8 protein-coding genes are annotated in these 18,698 nt (G+C 72.6%); all 8 read left to right on the forward strand.

The genetic code is table 11. The annotated features are described in order from the left end of the window. The first annotated feature begins 1 nt into the window (after window position 1). On the forward strand, window positions 2-1,318 hold the full coding sequence (locus H4J02_RS03645; protein WP_187675760.1) for an FHA domain-containing protein: 1,317 nt from the start codon (window positions 2-4) through the stop codon (window positions 1,316-1,318). Continuing rightward, window positions 1,318-3,018: a serine/threonine-protein kinase gene (locus H4J02_RS03650; RefSeq protein ID WP_187675761.1), complete on the forward strand. Its 1,701-nt coding sequence runs from the start codon at window positions 1,318-1,320 to the stop codon at window positions 3,016-3,018. Before H4J02_RS03645 ends, H4J02_RS03650 begins: the two co-directional genes overlap by 1 nt. Beyond that, window positions 3,015-3,749, forward strand: coding sequence for a hypothetical protein (locus tag H4J02_RS03655; RefSeq protein ID WP_397420150.1), 735 nt, complete (start codon window positions 3,015-3,017; stop codon window positions 3,747-3,749). The genes H4J02_RS03650 and H4J02_RS03655 overlap by 4 nt, the downstream gene beginning before the upstream one ends. An 86-nt stretch (window positions 3,750-3,835) precedes the next feature. Beyond that, on the forward strand, window positions 3,836-9,430 hold the full coding sequence (locus H4J02_RS03660) for an Ig-like domain-containing protein (protein WP_187675762.1): 5,595 nt from the start codon (window positions 3,836-3,838) through the stop codon (window positions 9,428-9,430). A 45-nt stretch (window positions 9,431-9,475) separates the two neighbouring features. Further along, entirely contained in the window at window positions 9,476-10,444 is a 969-nt protein-coding gene (locus H4J02_RS03665; protein ID WP_187675763.1) for a MoxR family ATPase, read from the forward strand. Between the two features lie 2 nt (window positions 10,445-10,446). After that, complete coding sequence (locus H4J02_RS03670) at window positions 10,447-11,733, forward strand: DUF58 domain-containing protein (RefSeq protein ID WP_187675764.1); 1,287 nt, start codon at window positions 10,447-10,449, stop codon at window positions 11,731-11,733. Continuing rightward, the gene (locus H4J02_RS03675; protein WP_187675765.1) at window positions 11,730-14,162 is read left to right on the forward strand and encodes a transglutaminase domain-containing protein; all 2,433 of its coding nucleotides are present in this window, start codon (window positions 11,730-11,732) and stop codon (window positions 14,160-14,162) included. The genes H4J02_RS03670 and H4J02_RS03675 overlap by 4 nt, the downstream gene beginning before the upstream one ends. Further along, a complete protein-coding gene (locus H4J02_RS03680; protein WP_187675766.1) occupies window positions 14,159-18,658 on the forward strand; it encodes an FtsK/SpoIIIE domain-containing protein in 4,500 nt (1,499 codons plus the stop codon). Before H4J02_RS03675 ends, H4J02_RS03680 begins: the two co-directional genes overlap by 4 nt. Window positions 18,659-18,698 lie beyond the last annotated feature (40 nt).

The raw sequence follows: 18,698 nt of genomic DNA on the forward strand, positions 1-18,698 counted from the left end.
CGTGACGCATCGCTACACCGCAGCAGCCGACGGCTGGCTCGCATTCATCACCCCGTCCCGGCAGCTGTTCGTGGGCGCCGAGCTGGAGCCGGCGGTGATCGACCGGCTGTGGGCGCGCATCCGCGACGAGCGTGGGCCCGCCGGCCTGCTCGAGACCCTCACCGCGAACGGCCTCTTCGCGACGCCGCCGTTCGCGTTCGTCGAGGCGGGCGACGGCGGCGTGAGCGTCATCGTGCGCGGCGACGCGACCGTGCGCTCGGGCGCCGAGCAGGTGTCGGGTGCGGGCGCCACGACGTGGATCGAACGACGGATGCCGGGGGGCTCCGTCGGGGTCGCCCTCGCCGGGCGCGGTGGCAGCGAGCTGCCCATCGAGGCGGGGGTCGTGCGCGCGTCGGCGTTCGCGACGGGGTCCGGTGCTCTGCCGGTCGCGCCCGCGGCGAACCCCGCCGTCGCATCCGCCCCGCCGGAGACAGCCGCCGCATCCATCGCGCCGACCGACGCGACCGAGGCACCGGCGCCCGGGGACCTCGCGGGCGCAGCGCCGACCGCGACCCCGACCCCCGACGAGTTCATGCCGCCGCCCGCGACGGGCGCCGCGCCGACGCCGCCCGTGTTCGTGCCGCAGGTCTCGGAGCTCACCGTCACGAGCCTCCCCGACGAGCCGCACGCCGAGGAGGGCGCTCCCGAGACCGAGCCCGCCGCATCCGCCGAGCCCGCCGCATCCGCCGGCGACGCAGCCGCGGGCGACGGCTACGACTACCTGTTCGGCGACACGATGTACCGCTCGGTCGAGGACGCCGCCGTGCGCCCGGCCGAGCCCGAGGAGGGCGCCGAGTCCGACGCCGACGCAGCCGCGGAATCCGACGCCGCCGCCGAGCCCGAGGGCGACCACGACGGCAGCACCGTGCTCGCGTCGTCGATCACGCGCACGGGCCGCCAGCGTCGGCCGCGCGGCGCCGCCGCCGCCGCACCCGCGGCCCCGTCGGTCGTCGTCGTGCTGCCCGGCGGCACCCGCGAGCCCCTCGACGAGGCCCTCGTGCTCGGCCGCTCGCCGAGCGTCTCGGGTGTGCCCGCGGGCCAGCTGCCGCGCCTCGTGACGCTCACGGGCGGCGACCAGGACATCTCGCGCTCGCACCTGCGCATCGCGCTCGAGGGCGGCACCGTCGTGGTCACCGATCTGCACTCGCGCAACGGCACGACGATCGTCATGCCGAGCGGCGAGAGCCAGAAGCTGCGCGGCGGCGAGCCGACCCCCGTCATCGTCGGAACGCGCATCGACCTCGGTGGCGGCATCGAGCTCGCGCTCGAGGAGGTCTGATGCGCCGACCCACCTCGACGCCCCCCGAGCTGCCCGGCTACAGCTATGTGCGCCTGCTCGGCTCGGGCGGCTTCTCCGACGTCTTCCTCTACGACCAGCAGCTGCCGCGTCGCCGCGTCGCCGTGAAGGTGCTGCTGCTCGACGAGCTCACGCCCGCCAACCGCGCGGCCTTCGCGGCCGAGGCGAACCTCATGGCGCAGCTGTCGGCGCACCCCTACATCGTCACGATCTACCACGCCGACGTCGCATCCGACGATCGCCCGTACTTCGTCATGGAGTACTGCTCGGGCCCGAGCCTCGCCGAGCGCTACAAGCAGGCGCCCCTGCAGGTCGCGGATGCGCTGCGCACGGGCGTGCGCCTCTCGAGCGCCGTGCACACGGCCCACCTCGCCGGCATCCTGCACCGCGACATCAAGCCCGCCAACGTGCTCGCGAACGACTACGGCTGGCCGGCGCTCACCGACTTCGGCATCTCGTCGGCCGTCGACGACGCCCTCCCCGCGCACACGACGACGCTCGCGGGCGCGCTGAGCGACACGGGCACGGGCGGAACGAGCGGCCAGGTGGGCCTCTCGGTGCCGTGGTCGCCGCCCGAGATGTTCGAGGACGACCCCGACCCGGATGTGCGCAGCGACGTGTTCTCGCTCGCCGCGACCATCTGGACGGTGCTCGCGGGCCAGACGCCCTTCGAGGTGAAGGGCCGCTCGAACGGCACGCTCGACCTCATCGGCCGCATCGAGCGCGGCGCGATCACGCCCATGGACCGCACGGACGTGCCGCGTTCGCTCATCGCGGTGCTGCAGAAGGGCATGGCGACCGAGCGCGAGGACCGCTTCGCGAGCGCCCTCGACTTCGGCCGCGCCCTGCAGCGCGTCGAGATGGAGCTCGGCTACGCGCGCACGGAGCTCGAGGTGCCGAACCTGCACCTCGAGACCCCCGAGCGCCCCGCCGACACGGGCGGCGCCGACGAGACGCGGGTGCGCCAGGTGGCGACGATCGAGGCGCAGCCGGTCGCTCCCGCGCCGGCAGCGCCCCCCGCATCCGCCGACGAGACCCGCGTGCGCGGCGCGACGACGATCGACGCCCAGCCGCGTCCGGCCGCGCCGGGGGCGGTGCCGTCAGCCGCGACGATCCCGCCCGCGCCCTCGGCCGCATCCGCTCCCACCGCGCACGAGGCGGCGCCCACCGAGACCGTCATCCGCCCGCGCGGCCCTGTCGCGGCCCCGGCCGAACCGACCCCGGCGCCCGATGCCGCGGCCGAGCCCCGCTCGCGCCGCGGCCTCGTGACGGGCATCGTGCTCGGCGTCGTCGCGGTCGTCGTCGCGGCGGCCGTCGTCATCGGAATCGTCCTGTCGGGGGGAGCGCCCGATGCCGCACCCACCCCGAAGCCCAGCTCCGGCGGGGGAGGCGGCGAGGCGATCGTGCCGACGACGATCCCCGTGCCGGTGCTCGCGGGCGCGCCGACGCTCGAGGGGGCGACCGTGACGTTCACGGTCGAGAACCCCGACCCGGAGGACGACGACCAGTTCATGTGGCAGCTGAGCAACCGGCCCGACCTGCCGCAGCGCCACACGAGCGCCGACGGCGTCATCGCCGTCGACGGCTACGCGGCGGGCTCGCCCCTGTGCATCGACGTCATGGTGCTGCGCAAGGGCAAGACCTCCGACGTCCTGATCGCCTGCTACCCCCCGGTGGGATGATGACCAACTCCCTGCGTATCGACTTCTGCGGCGAGAAGTACACCGCCGCGCCCGGCGCCGACTTCGTGATCGGCCGCGAGGGCGACCTCGAGATCGACGACAACCCGTACCTGCACCGGCGCTTCCTGCTGCTCACGGAGGAGCGGGGCCTGTGGTGGGTCGCGAACGTCGGCACGCTGCTCTCGGCGACGATCACCGACGGCTCGGGCGGCGTGCAGGCGTGGCTGCCGCCGGGCGGCCGCATCCCGATCGTCTTCCCGACGGTGCAGGTGCTCTTCAGCGCGGGCTCGACGACCTACGACTTCACGATCGAGAACGACGAGGAGTACTTCTCGACGACGAACATCCACTCGGGCGCCTCGGGGACGACGACCATCGGGGTCGTGCCGCTCACGAGCTCGCAGCGGCTGCTCGTGCTCGCCCTCTCGGAGCACGTGCTGCGGCAGGACTCCCCGGGCCGCGGCGAGATCCCGAGCTCGGCGGAGGCCGCGGAGCGTCTCGGCTGGCCGCTCACGACGTTCAACCGCAAGCTCGACAACGTGTGCGAGAAGCTCGACAAGGTGGGCGTGCAGGGGCTCCGCGGAGGCCGCGGCAAGCTCGCCACGAACCGCCGCGCGCGCCTCGTCGAGTACGCCGTCGCGAGCCGGCTCGTGAGCCGCGAGGACCTCGTGCTGCTCGACCGGAACGCCGCCGCGGGGGCCTCGGCGGGGTCCGAGGAGGATGGGGAGTAGTCCCCTGTCAAGGCCGGAACCCGAGTCTCTCTCTCGTGCTAGCCTGAACGCGCTTGTCCCCCGATGCGGGGTCGAACGGGCGTTGCATGAGGGGGTTCCAGGGGGTGACGGCGAGAGATTGGTGGCGTGCGCGCCGGAAGACCGTCGCAACCGTCACAGCGATCTCGCTCGTGGCCGGCACGACCCTCACCGTCGCCGCTCTGCACCCCGGTTTCCCGGTCACCGACGTCGAGCTGACCTCGCGTGACGTGTGGGTCACGAACGGCGAGCTGCTGCGCGGCGGCCGGCTCAACAAGCAGATCGACGAGCTCAACGCCTCGGTCACCGCGTCGTCCCCCGATTTCGACGTGCTGCAGGACGGCGACTCGCTCTTCCTCGTCGACCCCGACAACAGCCGCCTCGAGTCGGTCGACGCCGCGTCGACGGCCGTCACGAGCTCGGTCGACCTCCCGCCCGACGCCGAGGTGTCGTACGGCGGCGAGGTCATCGCGGTCGTGTCGCGCGGCCAGCTGTGGGCTCTGCCCGCGGTCGGCGACCTGCGCCTCGACGTCGTCTCGCAGCCTCCGCTCCTCGAGCTCGGCGACGGCGGCCACGCCGTCGTGACGGGGGCGGGCGAGATCGTCGCGGTCTCGATCGAGGAGAGGAAGCTCTACCGCATCCCGACCCTCGCCGATGTGCCCGTCGAGTCCGACTTCCCGCGCATCGGCGACTTCGAGCTCGCCGCGATCGGCGACCGGGTCGTCGCGCTCGACCACTCGACGAACCAGCTCGTGCTCGACGACGGCACGGTGCGCGAGCTCGGCGATGCGAAGGCCCTGCGCCTCCAGCAGTCGGGCCCCGCATCCGACTCCGCCGTGCTCGCGACGGGCTCGGGCCTGCTGCGCGTGAACCTCGGCTCGGGCGACGTCGAGACGATCGACGCGCAGGTGCCGAACGCCGCGAGCGACACGGATGACGTGGCCGCGCCCGTCAACCAGGAGGGCTGCGCGCACGGGGCGTGGGCGCACGCGCAGCGCTACGTCTTCGCGTGCGCGGGGGCCGACGCCGCGATCTACGACATCGAGCAGCCGACGCAGGGCGACCGCCTCGAGTTCCGCGTCAACCGCAGCGTCATCGCGCTCAACAATCTCGCGAACGGCAACGTCTGGCTCCCCGCCGAGAACATGCGTCTCGTCGACAACTGGGAGGACGTCATCCCGCCCGAGCAGGAGGAGACCGAGGAGGAGGGCGACGACACCTCGGCGCTGCAGTCCTTCGAGGACACCCTCGCGGAGCGCACGGACGAGAACCGGCCGCCGACGGCGCTCGACGACGAGTACGGCATCCGTCCGAACCGCACGACGATCGTCGCGGTGCTCGACAACGACTCCGACCCCGACGGCGACGTGCTCGTCATCTCCGACCATTCGCCGATCGCCGAGTCGACCGGCCGTCTCGACTACATCGACGGCGGGCGCGCGCTGCAGTTCACGCCGGCGCTCGACTACACGGGCGGCGTGAGCTTCAGCTACACCGTCGACGACGGCCGCGGCGGCACGGCGACGGCGAACGTCACCGTGCGCGTCGTTCCGGATGCGCTCAACGCGGCGCCGATCGAGCTGCGCACCTCCGCGACGAGCGTCGAGGCGAATCAGACGATCGCGTACAACGTGCTGTCGAACTGGCGCGACCCCGACGGCGACGACCTGTTCCTGCAGGGCGCGGCGCCCACCTCGGGCGACCTCGTGCGCTACACGCCCGACGGCCTCATCACCTTCACGCACCAGACCTCGGAGCTGGGCGAGAAGGAGGTGCAGTTCCAGGTGACCGACGGCGGCGAGGTCGTCACGGGCAAGCTCGTCGTCGACGTGAAGCCCGCGGGCGAGCTGAAGCCCGTCGGCACGCCCGACTTCGCGACGGCGTTCACGGGTGAGCAGGTCACGATCGAGCCCCTCGAGAACGACCTCTCGCCGTCGGGCGCCCCGCTCGCGCTCACGAGCGTCGACGAGCCGGGCGACGGCGCGTCGATGTCGTTCGACCCGCAGAAGGGCCAGGTGCAGTTCTCGGCCGGAGCCCCCGGCATCTACTACTTCGAGTACTCGCTCGCCGCCGGCTCCGCCTCGAGCAAGGGCATCATGCGCGTCGACGTGAAGGACGTGCCCGCCGACGACCAGCCGCCGATCGCGGTGAAGGACACCGCCTACCTGCGCAGCGACGAGCCGACGACGGTCTCGGTGCTGAGCAACGACGTGAGCCCCGTCGGCCGCATCCTCGCCGTGCAGTCGGTGTCGGTGCCGCCGGACGTGCAGGCGAAGGGCGTCGTCGTCGAGCTGCTCGAGTCGACCCTCGTGCGCGTCACCTCTCCGCAGACCCTCACCACGCAGATCGGCTTCACGTACACGATCTCGGATGGCGTGCGGTCGTCGACCGCGGGCGTCACGATCGTGCCGGTGCCCCCCCTCACGAAGCACCAGCCGCCGATCGCGCGCGACGACGAGGTCACGGTGCGCGCGGGCGACATCGTGACGGTCGACGTGCTCGACAACGACGAGCACCCCGACGACTCGCGGATGTTCCTCGCGGACGAGCTCGTGAGCGAGCCCTCGGCGGGCCTCGCCTTCGTCAACGCCGACCACGTGCGTTTCCAGGCGCCCGATGAGCCGGGCCAGTACCAGGCCGCGTACCGCGTGCTCGACGCGTACGGCGAGAGCGCCGCCGCGACCGTCACCTTCACGGTGACGCCCCTCGACGAGGACTCGAACCGCGAGCCGCGGCCGGAGCCCGTCGTGGCGCGCGTGCTCTCGGGCGGCAGCATCCGCATCGACCTGCCGCTGCAGCGCATCGACCCGGACGGCGACTCGGTGCAGCTACTGCGCACGCCGACGACCCCGACGATGGGCTCGATCGAGGAGATGGGCGCCGACTACCTCACCTACACGGCGTTCCCCGGCATGAGCGGCACGGACTCGTTCTCGTACCAGGTGTTCGACGCCTTCGGGAAGACCGGCACCGCCGACATCCGCATCGCCGTCATCGCCCCGCCCGAGTCGACGCAGAACCCGAGCGCCGTACCCGACAGCGTCTCGGTGCGGCCGGGCAAGATCGCGCAGGTCGACCTGACGGCGAACGACTCCGACCCGCAGAGCTCGCGCATCTCGGTCGACAAGAAGCTCGTCGAGGTGCCCGAGGGCATCGAGGCCGAGGTCGTCGACGGCCGCTTCCTCGTGCTGCAGGCTCCGGATGAGGAGGGCACCTTCGCGATCCGGTACCGGCTCACGAACGAGCTCGGCGGGTCGAGTCAGAGCTACGCGATGGTGCAGGTGACCCCCGACGCCCCGCTCATGCCGCCGATCGCGACGGACCTGCCGATCGCTCAGAAGGACATCGCGGGCAAGAGCTCGATCACGGTCGACGTCTTCGACGGGTCCGCCTACAACCCGGGCGGTCGGAACTCCGACCTCAAGGTGACGCTCGAGGGCCCGAACGCGGGTTCCGCCGAGCTCGTCGTCGAGCGGCACGGCAAGATCACGGTCACGCCCGCCGAGAAGCGCCAGGCGATCGCGTACCGCGTGACCGACCCCGAGACCGAGCTCTCCGCCACGGCGTTCCTGCTCGTGCCGGCGGCGGTCGACGAGAGCTTCGACGATCCGCCGTACCTCGACCCGAACCTGCCGATCCAGTACGTGCCGATGAACGAGTCGCGCGAGTGGAAGCTCTCCGACCTCGTGAAGGTGCCGTCCGGCCGCAAGGCGTGGATCGCCGACCCGTCGAGCGTCTCGTCGCTCATGAGCGACGGCACGCCGAACTACGTCGACGAGACGACGATCCGCTACCAGGGCGGTCTCGACTACCGCGGCCCGGCGTCCATCAGCTTCACGGTGACCGACGGCGCGTCGAAGGACGACCCGAAGGGCAACACGCAGGCGCTCACGATGCAGATCGTGGTGGGCGACCCCGAGTTCCGCGACACCCCGCCGACGTTCACGACGCCCCAGGTGCCGCTCGAGATGGGGGAGCAGGCGACCGTCGACCTGCGCGCGGCGACGGGGCACCAGAACCCGCAGATCCTGCAGCAGGTGACCTACTCGGATCTCACGGGGCTGGGCGGCCGCATCGACGGGCGCCTCGACGGCTCGGTGCTGACGCTCACGACGCCACGCAACACCCCGAAGGGCACGACGTTCGACGTCGGCGTGACGCTGCGGTGGGACAAGTTCACGGTGCAGGGCACGGTGCACGTGACGGTCGTCGGCTCGACGCGTCCGCCCGCGCTCGCCGTCGACGACGCCTACGAGACGCAGCGCGGCGACGGCACGGTCGTCGCGAGCCCGCTCGGCAACGACTTCAATCCCTACGCGGGAACCGGAGAGCGCCTCTCGATCGTCGACGCGAAGGTGCAGAACACGGGCGAGCCCGCGGGGGTGACGTTCACGGCCGATCAGGTACGCATCTCGCCGAACCCGAGCCTCAAGTCGGGCACGATCAACGTCGTCTACACGATCGAGGACGCCACCGAGGACCCCGACCGCCGCGTCAACGGACTCATCACGCTCGTCGTGAGCGACGTGCCCGACCAGGTGCAGAAGCCGACCGTGCCGACGCAGGGCGACGAGGGGGCGGTCTCGATCGGCTTCCAGGCCCCTGCCGCCAACGGCAAGGAGATCACCTCGTACGAGGTGCGCTCCGAGCCGGCCGTCTCGACGCCCGCGAACTGCGCCCCGCCCGGGTGCACGATCACGGGTCTCACCAACGGCACGACCTACCGGTTCTCGGTGCGCGCGATCAACTTCCACGGTCCGGGCGCGTGGTCGACGCTCTCCGACCCGGTGATCCCGTACGGCACGCCGCAGCAGCCCGCGCCCGTCATCACGGTCGTCGACCAGTTCGCCCCGAACGCCGTCATCCGCGCGACGTGGAACGAGGTCAACGCGAACGGCGGCTCGGTCACCTACCGCTGGCGCCTCGACGGCGGCGGCTGGAGCGCCGCATCCACGAGCCGGTCGACGGGTGACCTCACGGTTCAGGGAGGCGCCCACACGGTCGAGGTCATCGCGACCAACTCGGGCGGCAAGCAGAGCCCGGCCGGTGCCGTGACCTCGGCGAACATCGCGACGCAGACGACGCCGACGGCGCCGAACGTGTCGGGGGCGGATGTGCGTGACGGCCAGGCGCCCGGCTCGATCCGCTGGACCTGGTCGGGCGGCGCCGCCTCGACGGGCGGCATGGCGAACGTCACCTACCAGGTGAGCGTGGACGGCGGCGGCTGGATCGACAAGGGTACGGCGACCAACCACACGGCGAGCAGCCTCTCCGCGGGCTCGCACAGCATCCGGGTGCGCGCCGTCAACAAGGCAGGCACGGGCGCGATCGGCAACGGCGGCGCGGGCAACATCTCCAACCCGCCGCCCCCCGCCCCCTCGGTCGAGATCATCGGCAAGGGGACGCGTGAGACATGCCAGGGCGGCGGCACCTGCCACCGCGCGCTCGTGCGATTCACGAACGTGCCGGCAGGCACCTACTCGCTCGCGATCTCGAGCGGCGGCTGGACGACCTCCGACCCGCGCTCGACCTACATCGGCGGCAACGGCACGGCGGAGTCGGGCGGCTACCTCGGCATCCGCGACGCGCAGGTGTGCGTGCAGATCAGCGGTCCCGCGAGCTACCGCCCGTGCGTCTCCGCGGCGACCTGGAACAGCTGGTAACGGCGACCTCCCCGCACGAACCCCCTCCCCGAAAGGCCACACGACATGCCCGTCACCCAGGAACAGGCGACCTGGTTCGCCGACGCGTTCCAGAAGCTCGTCGCGAACGTCGACAAGGCGATCGTCGGCAAGGACCACGTCATCAAGCTCGTGCTCACCGCCCTCATCTCGGACGGCCACGTGCTGCTCGAGGACTACCCGGGCACGGGCAAGACGGTGCTCGCGAAGTCGCTCGCCAACACGCTCGACGGCACCACGAGCCGCATCCAGTTCACGCCCGACCTCCTCCCGTCGGACGTCACGGGCGTGCAGATCTACGACCAGGGCAAGGGCCGTTTCCAGTTCCACCCGGGACCGATCTTCGCGTCGATCGTGCTCGCCGACGAGATCAACCGCGCCTCGCCGAAGACCCAGTCGGCGCTCCTCGAGGTCATGGAGGAGGGCGTCGTGACGATCGACGGCGAGGGCCACTCGGTCGGGGCCCCGTTCCTCGTCATCGCGACCCAGAACCCCGTCGAGCAGGCCGGCACGTACAAGCTGCCCGAGGCGCAGCTCGACCGCTTCCTCATCAAGACGAGCCTCGGCTACCCCGACGCGAAGACCGCCGTCGGGCTGCTCATGGACTCCTCGACGCGCGCCCGCGCATCCCTCGTGTCGCCCATCATCAAGCCCGAGTCGATCGTGGCGATGTCGGCGCTCGCGAACGAGGTGCACACCGACGAGGCCGTCATGCAGTACCTCGCCGACATCGTCGACGCGACGCGCAAGCACCGTGACGTGGTGCTCGGCGTGAGCATGCGCGGCGCCATGGCGCTCGCGCGCGCGGTCAAGACCTGGGCGATCGCGAACGGGCGCACCTACGTGACGCCCGACGACATCCGCGACCTCGCCGTGCCCGTGCTCGCGCACCGCCTCGTGATCGACCCGGAGTCCGACTTCGCCGGCGTCAAGGCCGAGGACGTCGTGGAGCGCATCCTCGTCGACATCGAGCCGCCCGCCTACCGCGCAGCCTGAGCATGACGACAGCCCGACTCGGCGGAGCGGCCGGACCCCTCGCGTCCGTGCGCGCCCGCATGCGACTCTTCGCGAGAGGCGTCGCGAACGTCGTGACGCCTCTCGCGCGCGCCGTCTGGCGCGTCGTCGGGCCGGTCGTGCGCGTCGTGTCGGTGTCGGGCTGGATCGTGCTCGGCCTCGCGGTGCTCTCGCTCGTGCTCGCCGCGGTCTTCGGCTGGCAGGAGTTCACCTTCCTCGGGTGGGTGCTGCTCGCGGCGCTGGTCGTCTCCACGGCGTTCCTGCTCGGCCGGTCGAGCTACGGGGTGCTCATCGAGCTCAACCCGCGTCGCGTCGTCGTGGGCGACCGTGCGATGGGGCGCATGCTCGTGACGAACACGGGCCCCCGCAAGCTGCCGCCCACCCGGATGGAGCTGCCGGTCGGGCGGGGAGTCGCCGAGTTCCAGCTGCCCACGATGACCCCCAAGCAGGAGCAGGAGGAGCTCTTCCAGGTGCCGACGAACCGCCGCGCCGTCATCGTCGCGGGACCCGCGGAGTCGATCCGCGGCGACCAGCTCGGCCTCCTGCGTCGCGCCGTGAAGTGGGCCGACCCCGTCGAGCTCTTCGTGCATCCGCGCACAGTGCGCCTCGCCTCGAGCGCCGCGGGCCTCGTGCGCGACCTCGAGGGCCAGGTGTCGCAGAAGATCACCAACAACGACCTCGCGTTCCACGCCCTGCGCCCCTATGTGCCCGGCGACGATCGCCGCTACGTGCACTGGCGCACCTCGGCCCGCATCGGCCAGCTCATGGTGCGGCAGTTCCAGGAGACCCGCCGCTCGCAGATCATCATCGTGCTGCCGACGAGCGCCCAGTTCTACGCGAGCGAGGAGGAGTTCGAGCTCGCCGTGTCGTGCGCCGCCTCGATCGCCGGCCAGGTCATGCGCGACGGCACGCAGCTCGACGTCGTGAGCGAGATGGGCCTGTGGCGCACGCGCACGGTCGTCTCGATGCTCGACTCGTCGTGCCGCCTCGAGTACGGCCACACGGGCGGGTTCTCGGGACTGCGCGAGCTCGTGCGCGAGCGCACGAAGCGCCTCGCCGCGCCGAGCGTCGTCGTGACGGTCGGGGGTTCGAAGCTCGGCCCGGGCGACATCCGCACCGTGAACACGGTGTTCGGGCCCGACACGAACCACCTCGGCGTCACGGTCGACGCGGGCGCCCAGCCGCGCCTCGGCTCGGTCGGCGGGATGCTCATGCTCACCGTCGGCCGGCTCGAGGACCTGCCGCCTCTCTTCCGGGGGCTCGCCTCGTGACCGCGACCACGTCATCCGCTCCGGCGCCCGCGCCCGAGCGCACCCGCCCGGGCCTCGCGCTGCCGTCGGGCCGCACCTGGTTCGACATCGCGGTGCTGCTCGTGCTCGCCGTGCTCGGCGTGCTCGGCTTCGCGCCCTCGTACGGCGGCTACAGCTTCCTGCTCGCGGGCCTCGGCGGGCTCGTGCTCGGCGCCGTCACGGGCGTGCTCACCTCGATGCTGCGCCTCGGGGGCCTGCTGACCTTCGTCGCGGCCGTCGTCGGCTACTTCGTGGTCGGCTCCGCCGTGGCCGTGCCGAGCCTCGCGCTCTTCGGGTTCCTGCCGACGCTGCAGTCGCTCGCGAGCCTCGCCGTCGGAACCGTCTTCGGCTGGGCCGACCTGCTGACGCTCTCGACGCCCGTCGGCGCGCCCGCCTACATCGCCGTCGTGCCGTACGCGTCGTCGTGGCTCGTCGCGCTCGTGTCGACGCTCCTCGCGACGCGCTGGCTCGCGCGCCGACCGCGCGCGGCGTGGCGCTTCGGCGTCGCCCTCGTGCCGACCGTGGTGCTCTACCTCGCCGGCATCCTGTTCGGAACCCAGGAGGCCTACCAGGCCGGCATCCGCGGCGTCGTGTTCGCCGTGCTCGCGCTCGTGTGGCTCGGATGGCGCCAGCCGGTCGGCGGCGTCGCCGCGAGCAGCGACACCTCGCTGCGCCGGCGCAAGGTGCTCGGCTCGGCCGCGATCGTCGCGCTCGCCGCGATCGTGGGCGGCGGTGCGGGCTTCTGGTTCTCGCCCGCGAAGGACGAGCGTTTCGTGCTGCGCGACGAGATCGAGCCGCCGTTCGACCCGCTCGACTACCCGAGCCCCCTCGCGGGCTTCCGTCATTTCACGAAGCAGGTGACCGACGAGGAGCTCTTCCGGGTCGCGGGCCTCGAGCCGGGCGACCGCATCCGGATGGCGACGCTCGACTCGTTCACCGGCAAGCTCTGGAACGTCACGGGCGCCGCCGCGAGCACGGCCGGCTCGGGCTCGTTCGAGCTCGTGGGCCGCTCCATCCCGCGCTCGCCGCTGCTGAGCCCGGTCGCGCACCCCGAGGTCGAGGTGACGATCGTCGGCTACGAGGACGTGTGGATCCCCGGCGTCGGCTACCCGACCGACTTCGAGCTCACGGGGGGAGAGGCCGCGAGCCACTCCGACGATCTCCGCTACAACGCCGCGACCGGCAGCATGGTGCTCACGACGGGCCTCTCGGAGGGCGACAGCTACCGCCTCGACGCCGTCACGCAGGCAGCCGCGACGGTGCAGGAGCTCGCGGATGTGCCGGTCGCCTCGGTCGAGCTGCCGCCCGTCGAGAAGGTGCCCGACATCGTCGCGTCCAAGGCGCAGGAGTGGGCCGGAGCATCCACCGCGCCCATCGACCAGCTCGAGGCGATCCGCCTCGTGCTCACGCGCGACGGCTTCCTGAGCCACGGGCGCGCATCCGACTCGGTGCCCTCGCGAGCGGGGCACGGCGCCGACCGCATCTCGGAGCTGCTCGAGGGCAACCAGATGATCGGCGACCAGGAGCAGTACGCCTCGGCGTTCGCGCTCATGGCCCGCAGCCTCGGCTACCCGGCGCGCGTCGTCATGGGGTTCGCGCCCGAGGTGCCCGAGGGAGGCTCGGCCGTCACGGTCACGGGCGACGACGTCACGGCGTGGGTCGAGGTGCCGTTCGAGGGCGTCGGCTGGGTCGCGTTCGATCCGACCCCGGATGAGACCGACATCCCGCAGGACCAGGTGCCGAAGCCGAAGAGCGAGCCGCAGCCGCAGGTGCGGCAGCCCCCGCGCGCCGAGAAGGACGCCGAGGACCTGCTGACGCCCGTCGAGCTCGAGGAGCAGGAGGACGAGGAGGACGACCCGCTGTTCGTCATCCCCGCGTGGGCATGGGGCGTCGGGATCGGCGTGCTGTCGCTCGCCGCGCTCGTCTTCCTGCCGATGCTCGTCGTCGCGTTCGTGAAGGGCCGCCGCCTGCGCAAGCGCCGCTCGGGCCCCGTGCCCGACCAGGCCGCGGGCGCGTGGGAGGAGCTCACCGACCGCTACTCGGAGCTCGGCTACGCGGTGCCGCCGAGGCTCACGCGCTCGATGCTCGCGACGCGTCTCGAGGTCCAGTTCCCGGCGAGCGAGGAGCAGGCGCCGCCCCGTCTGCGCGTGCTCGCCGCCGACGCCGACGAGCTCGTCTTCTCGGGCCGCGAGGGCGACCCGGCCGAGGCCGACGCCATGTGGACGCGCGCCCTCGACGCCGTCGACGTCGCCCGCGCGAGCGCGCCCCCGCGCGTGCGCCTGCTGAGCCGCTACCGCATCCGTGCGGGCCGCGACCTCGTCGCGCGCCTGACATCCGCCACCACCACCGCCACCACCACCGCCACCGCCGCCACCACCACCGCCGACGCACCGCGAAGGAGCGCCCGTTGAAGCTCAAGCTCACCCTGCAACGGCAGTCGGGGCCCGAGGCCGACATCGTCGTGACGGCGGATGCGGGGGCCACCGTCGCCGACGTCGCCGCGGGCATCCGCGCACGCGACCCGTACCTCGCGAAGCTCGGCGTCGCCGCGGACGCCCCCGTGACGCTCGCCGTGACCGACCCGGGTGCACCCGCCGCCCGCGTGCTCGACTCCGACTTCGCGCTCGCCGAGGCGCCCGTCGCGTCGGGCGCGAGCATCGCGATCGTGCCCGAGGGCACCTCCGCGCCGACGCCCCCGCCCGCGATCGCGGCGAAGCTCGTGGTCGTCGAGGGCCCGGATGCGGGCACCGAGTTCCCGGTCGTGCCCGGCACGAGCTACCTCGGCCGCGACGCGACGATGGCCGACCTCATCCTGAGCGACCCGCTCGTGTCGAAGCGCCACGCGCGCGTCGACGTCTTCAGCGGCGCCATCCGCCTCGTCGACCTCAACTCGGCCAACGGCCTCGAGGTCGACGGCGGCCTCGTGACGCGCGTCGACCTCGAGGACGGCGACACCGTGCGGGTGGGCGACTCGGTGCTGCGCGCCGCGATCGCCGCGCCCGCCGCGGCGACCGAGACACGCCCCGTCGGCCCGATCGCGTTCAACCGCTCGCCGCGCGTGGAGACCCGCTACCCGGGTCAGGAGTACGCGACCCCCGCCCCGCCGTCGGAGCAGGACGCGCAGCCCTTCCCGTGGCTCGCGCTCGTGGCGCCGCTGCTCGTGGGCGTCGTCGGCATCTTCTTCATGCGACGCGAGCCCGCGATGCTCCTGCTCGTGCTGACGTCGCCGCTGCTCATGTTCGGCACGTGGTTCGGCACGCGCCAGGCTCGCAAGCGCAAGCGCAAGCTCGACATCGAGCGCTTCAACGCGCGCGCCGAGCGGCTCGAGGCGACTCTCGCCGAGGAGCGCGAGCGCGAGCGCGCCATCCGTCGCGCCGAGAGCCCCACGACGGCGGAGGTGTACCAGCAGGCCGTCGAGCTCGGCCCCCTGCTGTGGACACGACGCCCCGAGCACTGGCAGTTCCTCTCCGTCAACCTCGGCATCGGCACGATGGCGTCGCGCAACGTCATCACGACGACGAAGGAGGACGAGGGCCTCCCCGAGTACGTCGAGCGCGCCGCGAAGATCAAGCACGACTTCCGCGACGTCTCCGACGTGCCCGTCACCGAGAACCTGTACTTCTCGGGCGCGCTCGGCATCGCCGGCCCGCAGCCCCTCGCGGCGGATGCGGCCCGCGGCGTGCTCGTGCAGCTCACGGGCCTGCACTCCCCGGCCGAGCTCGTCGTCGCCGCCGTCGTGTCGAACGCGTGGACGAACGAGTTCGAGTGGCTCAAGTGGCTGCCGCACACGGCGTCGCCGCACAGCCCCCTCGAGGCCGTGCACCTCGCGAACAGCCAGGCCACGGGGGGCGCGCTGCTCTCCGCGATCGAGGAGCTCATCGACTCCCGCACGAAGGAGCAGGAGCTGCGCGGCGCGAAGATGCTCGAGAACTCGGCCCTCGTCGCGGGTGCGTCCGCGGGCGACGGCGCCGAGGAGGTCGCCCCGCCTCCCGCCGCGACGCCCGCCGTCGTGCTCCTCATCTCCGACGACGCCCCCGTCGACCGCGCGCGTCTCGTGCAGGTCGCCGAGCGCGCCGCCGACGCGGGCGTCTACCCGGTGTGGGTCTCGGCGACGCAGCAGCAGCTGCCCGCCGTCGCGCGCACCTACCTCTCGGTCGACTCCGAGGGCGCGCGCGTCGGGCTGGTCCGCCTCGGCGACGAGATCACCGACGTGCGCCACGAGTCCGTCACGCGCGAGCAGGCCCTGTGGTTCGCGAAGCGTCTCGCCCCCGTCACGGATGCCGGCGCGCTCGTCGAGGACTCGAGCGACCTCCCGCGCTCGATCATGATGCTCTCGCTCGTGGGTCCCTCGCTCGCGACGAGCCCGTCCGCGGCGATCGGCCGCTGGCGCGAGAACGACTCGATCCACGACCGCTCGGGCGGTCCCCTCGTGCGCCGCCGCCCCGGCAAGCTGCGCGCGATCGTCGGCTCGGCGGGCGTCGATGCGATGCACCTCGACCTGCGCACGCAGGGACCGCACGCGCTCGTGGGCGGCACCACGGGATCCGGCAAGTCCGAGTTCCTGCAGGCGTGGGTGCTCGGCATGGCGGCCGAGTACAGCCCCGACCGCGTGACGTTCCTCTTCGTCGACTACAAGGGCGGCTCGGCCTTCGCCGATTGCGTGCACCTGCCGCACTGCGTGGGCCTCGTGACCGACCTGAGCCCGCACCTCGTGCGCCGCGCGCTCACCTCGCTGCGCGCCGAGCTGCACTACCGCGAGCACCTCTTCAACCGGAAGAAGGCGAAGGACCTCCTCGACCTCGAGAAGCGGGGAGATCCGGATGCGCCTCCCGCGCTCGTGCTCGTGATCGACGAGTTCGCGGCGCTCGCGGGCGAGGTGCCCGAGTTCGTCGACGGCGTCGTCGACATCGCGCAGCGCGGACGCTCCCTCGGCATCCACCTCATCATGGCGACGCAGCGCCCCGCGGGCGTCATCAAGGACAACCTGCGCGCCAACACGAACCTGCGCATCGCGCTGCGCATGGCCGACGAGTCCGACTCGATGGACGTCGTGGGCGACAAGATCGCGGGCACCTTCGACCCGTCGATCCCCGGTCGCGGCATCGCGAAGACCGGCCCCGGGCGCCTCACGCCGTTCCAGTCGGCCTACGCGGGCGGCTGGACGAGCGACACCCCCGCGCCTCCGAGCGTCGACGTCGCCGAGCTGCGGTTCGGCGCCGAGCACCAGTGGGAGCTCCCGGGCCGCGACGAGCAGCTCGCGAGCGAGACGCAGGCCGACCCCGGCCCCACCGACCAGGCGCGTTTGGTGGCGAACCTCGTGAAGGCGGCGGCGGAGGCCCGCATCCCGGCCCCGCGGCGCCCGTGGCTCGACGAGCTCGCACCCGTCTTCGACCTCACGCGACTGCACCAGCGCACGGATGCGGAGCTCGTGCTCGGCGTCGTCGACCTGCCGCAGCTGCAGAAGCAGCAGGAGGTCGTGTTCCGCCCCGACGTCGACGGCCACATCGCGTACTACGGGGCGAGCGGCGCGGGCAAGACGGTCGCCCTGCGCACCCTCGCGGCCGCGGCGGGCATCACGCCGCGCGGCGGCCCCGTCGACGTGTACGGGCTCGACTTCGCGACGGGCGGCCTCCGGATGCTCGAGGCGCTCCCGCACGTCGGCTCGATCGTCTCGGGCGACGACCCCGAGCGCGTCGTGCGGCTGCTCCGGATGCTGCGCGACGAGCTCGAGCGCCGCAGCGCCGAGTACACGGCCGTCGACGCCGGCACGATCGGCGACTACCGCCGCATCGCCGGGAAGCCCGACGAGCGCCGCATCCTGCTGCTCGTCGACAACTTCCCGTCGTTCAAGAACGAGTTCGAGATCGGCGCCTCGCGCGCCCCCTGGTACGGCGTCTTCCAGCAGCTGCTCGCGGAGGGTCGCGGCCTCGGCATGCACGTCGCGATCACGGCCGACCGTCCCGGCTCCGTGCCGACGGGCGTGGCATCCGCGTTCCAGCGCCGCATCGCGCTGCGCCTCGCGGACGAGGCCGGCTACATGCTGCTCGACGCGCCCGCCGACATCCTGTCGGCGACCTCGCCCCCCGGCCGTGCCGTCATCGACGGCGCCGAGGCGCAGCTCGCGATCGTCGGCGGTCAGGCCGGCGTCGCGGAGCAGGCGAAGGCTCTCGCGGCGCTCGGCGAGGCCATCCGCCGCACGGGTCGCGGCGAGGCCGCGGAGGTCGGCACGCTCGGCACCGAGATCCCGGCCGCGACGCTGTCCGCGGACGTCGACGGCAAGCCCGTGCTCGGCATCTCCGACGACACCCTCCAGCCCATCGGCTTCGAGGCGGGCGGCGTGTTCGTGCTCGGCGGCCCGCCCGCATCCGGACGCACCAACGCGCTGCGCTGGCTCGTCGCATCCGTCGAGCGCGCCCACCCGAAGGTCACCCGCTACTACTTCGGGTCGCCGCGCTCGGCGATCGGACAGCAGCCGGGCTGGGAGGGCAAGGCCCTCACCGTCGAGGATGCCGCGTCACTCGCGAAGGAGGTCGCCGCGACGGTCGCGGAGACGGGTGCCGAGGAGAAGATCCTCGTCGTCATCGAGCAGATCGGCGACTTCCTCTCCACCTCCGCCGACTCGGCGATGGTCGAGATGATCAAGGCCGTCAAGCGCAGCGACCACCTCCTGATCGCCGAGAACGAGAGCGGCGGCTGGGGCTCGTCGTGGCCCCTCCTGCAGGAGGTCAAGTCGGCGCGCACGGGCTTCCTGCTGCAGCCCGAGTCGATGGAGGGCGACACGATCCTCAAGACCTCGCTGCCGCGCGTCTCGCGCGGCGACTTCCCGCCCGGGCGCGGGTTCTTCATCGCGCGCGGCAAGGCCGTGCGGGTGCAGCTGCCGCTCACCGAGGGGGAGGCGGCCGGGTAGTCCGACCACCTGACCGGGGACCGGTCATGGGGAGTCATCC

Source organism: Protaetiibacter sp. SSC-01 (assembly GCF_014483895.1).
Taxonomy (GTDB): domain Bacteria; phylum Actinomycetota; class Actinomycetes; order Actinomycetales; family Microbacteriaceae; genus Homoserinibacter.

What these genes read in the sequence shown, in the direction of transcription:
- H4J02_RS03650 (WP_187675761.1), top strand. Translation starts at nt 1,318, where the DNA reads ATGCGCCGACCCACCTCGACGCCCCCCGAGCTGCCCGGCTACAGCTAT.
- H4J02_RS03655 (WP_397420150.1), top strand. Translation starts at nt 3,015, where the DNA reads ATGATGACCAACTCCCTGCGTATCGACTTCTGCGGCGAGAAGTACACC.
- H4J02_RS03660 (WP_187675762.1), top strand. Translation starts at nt 3,836, where the DNA reads ATGAGGGGGTTCCAGGGGGTGACGGCGAGAGATTGGTGGCGTGCGCGC.
- H4J02_RS03665 (WP_187675763.1), top strand. Translation starts at nt 9,476, where the DNA reads ATGCCCGTCACCCAGGAACAGGCGACCTGGTTCGCCGACGCGTTCCAG.
- H4J02_RS03670 (WP_187675764.1), top strand. Translation starts at nt 10,447, where the DNA reads ATGACGACAGCCCGACTCGGCGGAGCGGCCGGACCCCTCGCGTCCGTG.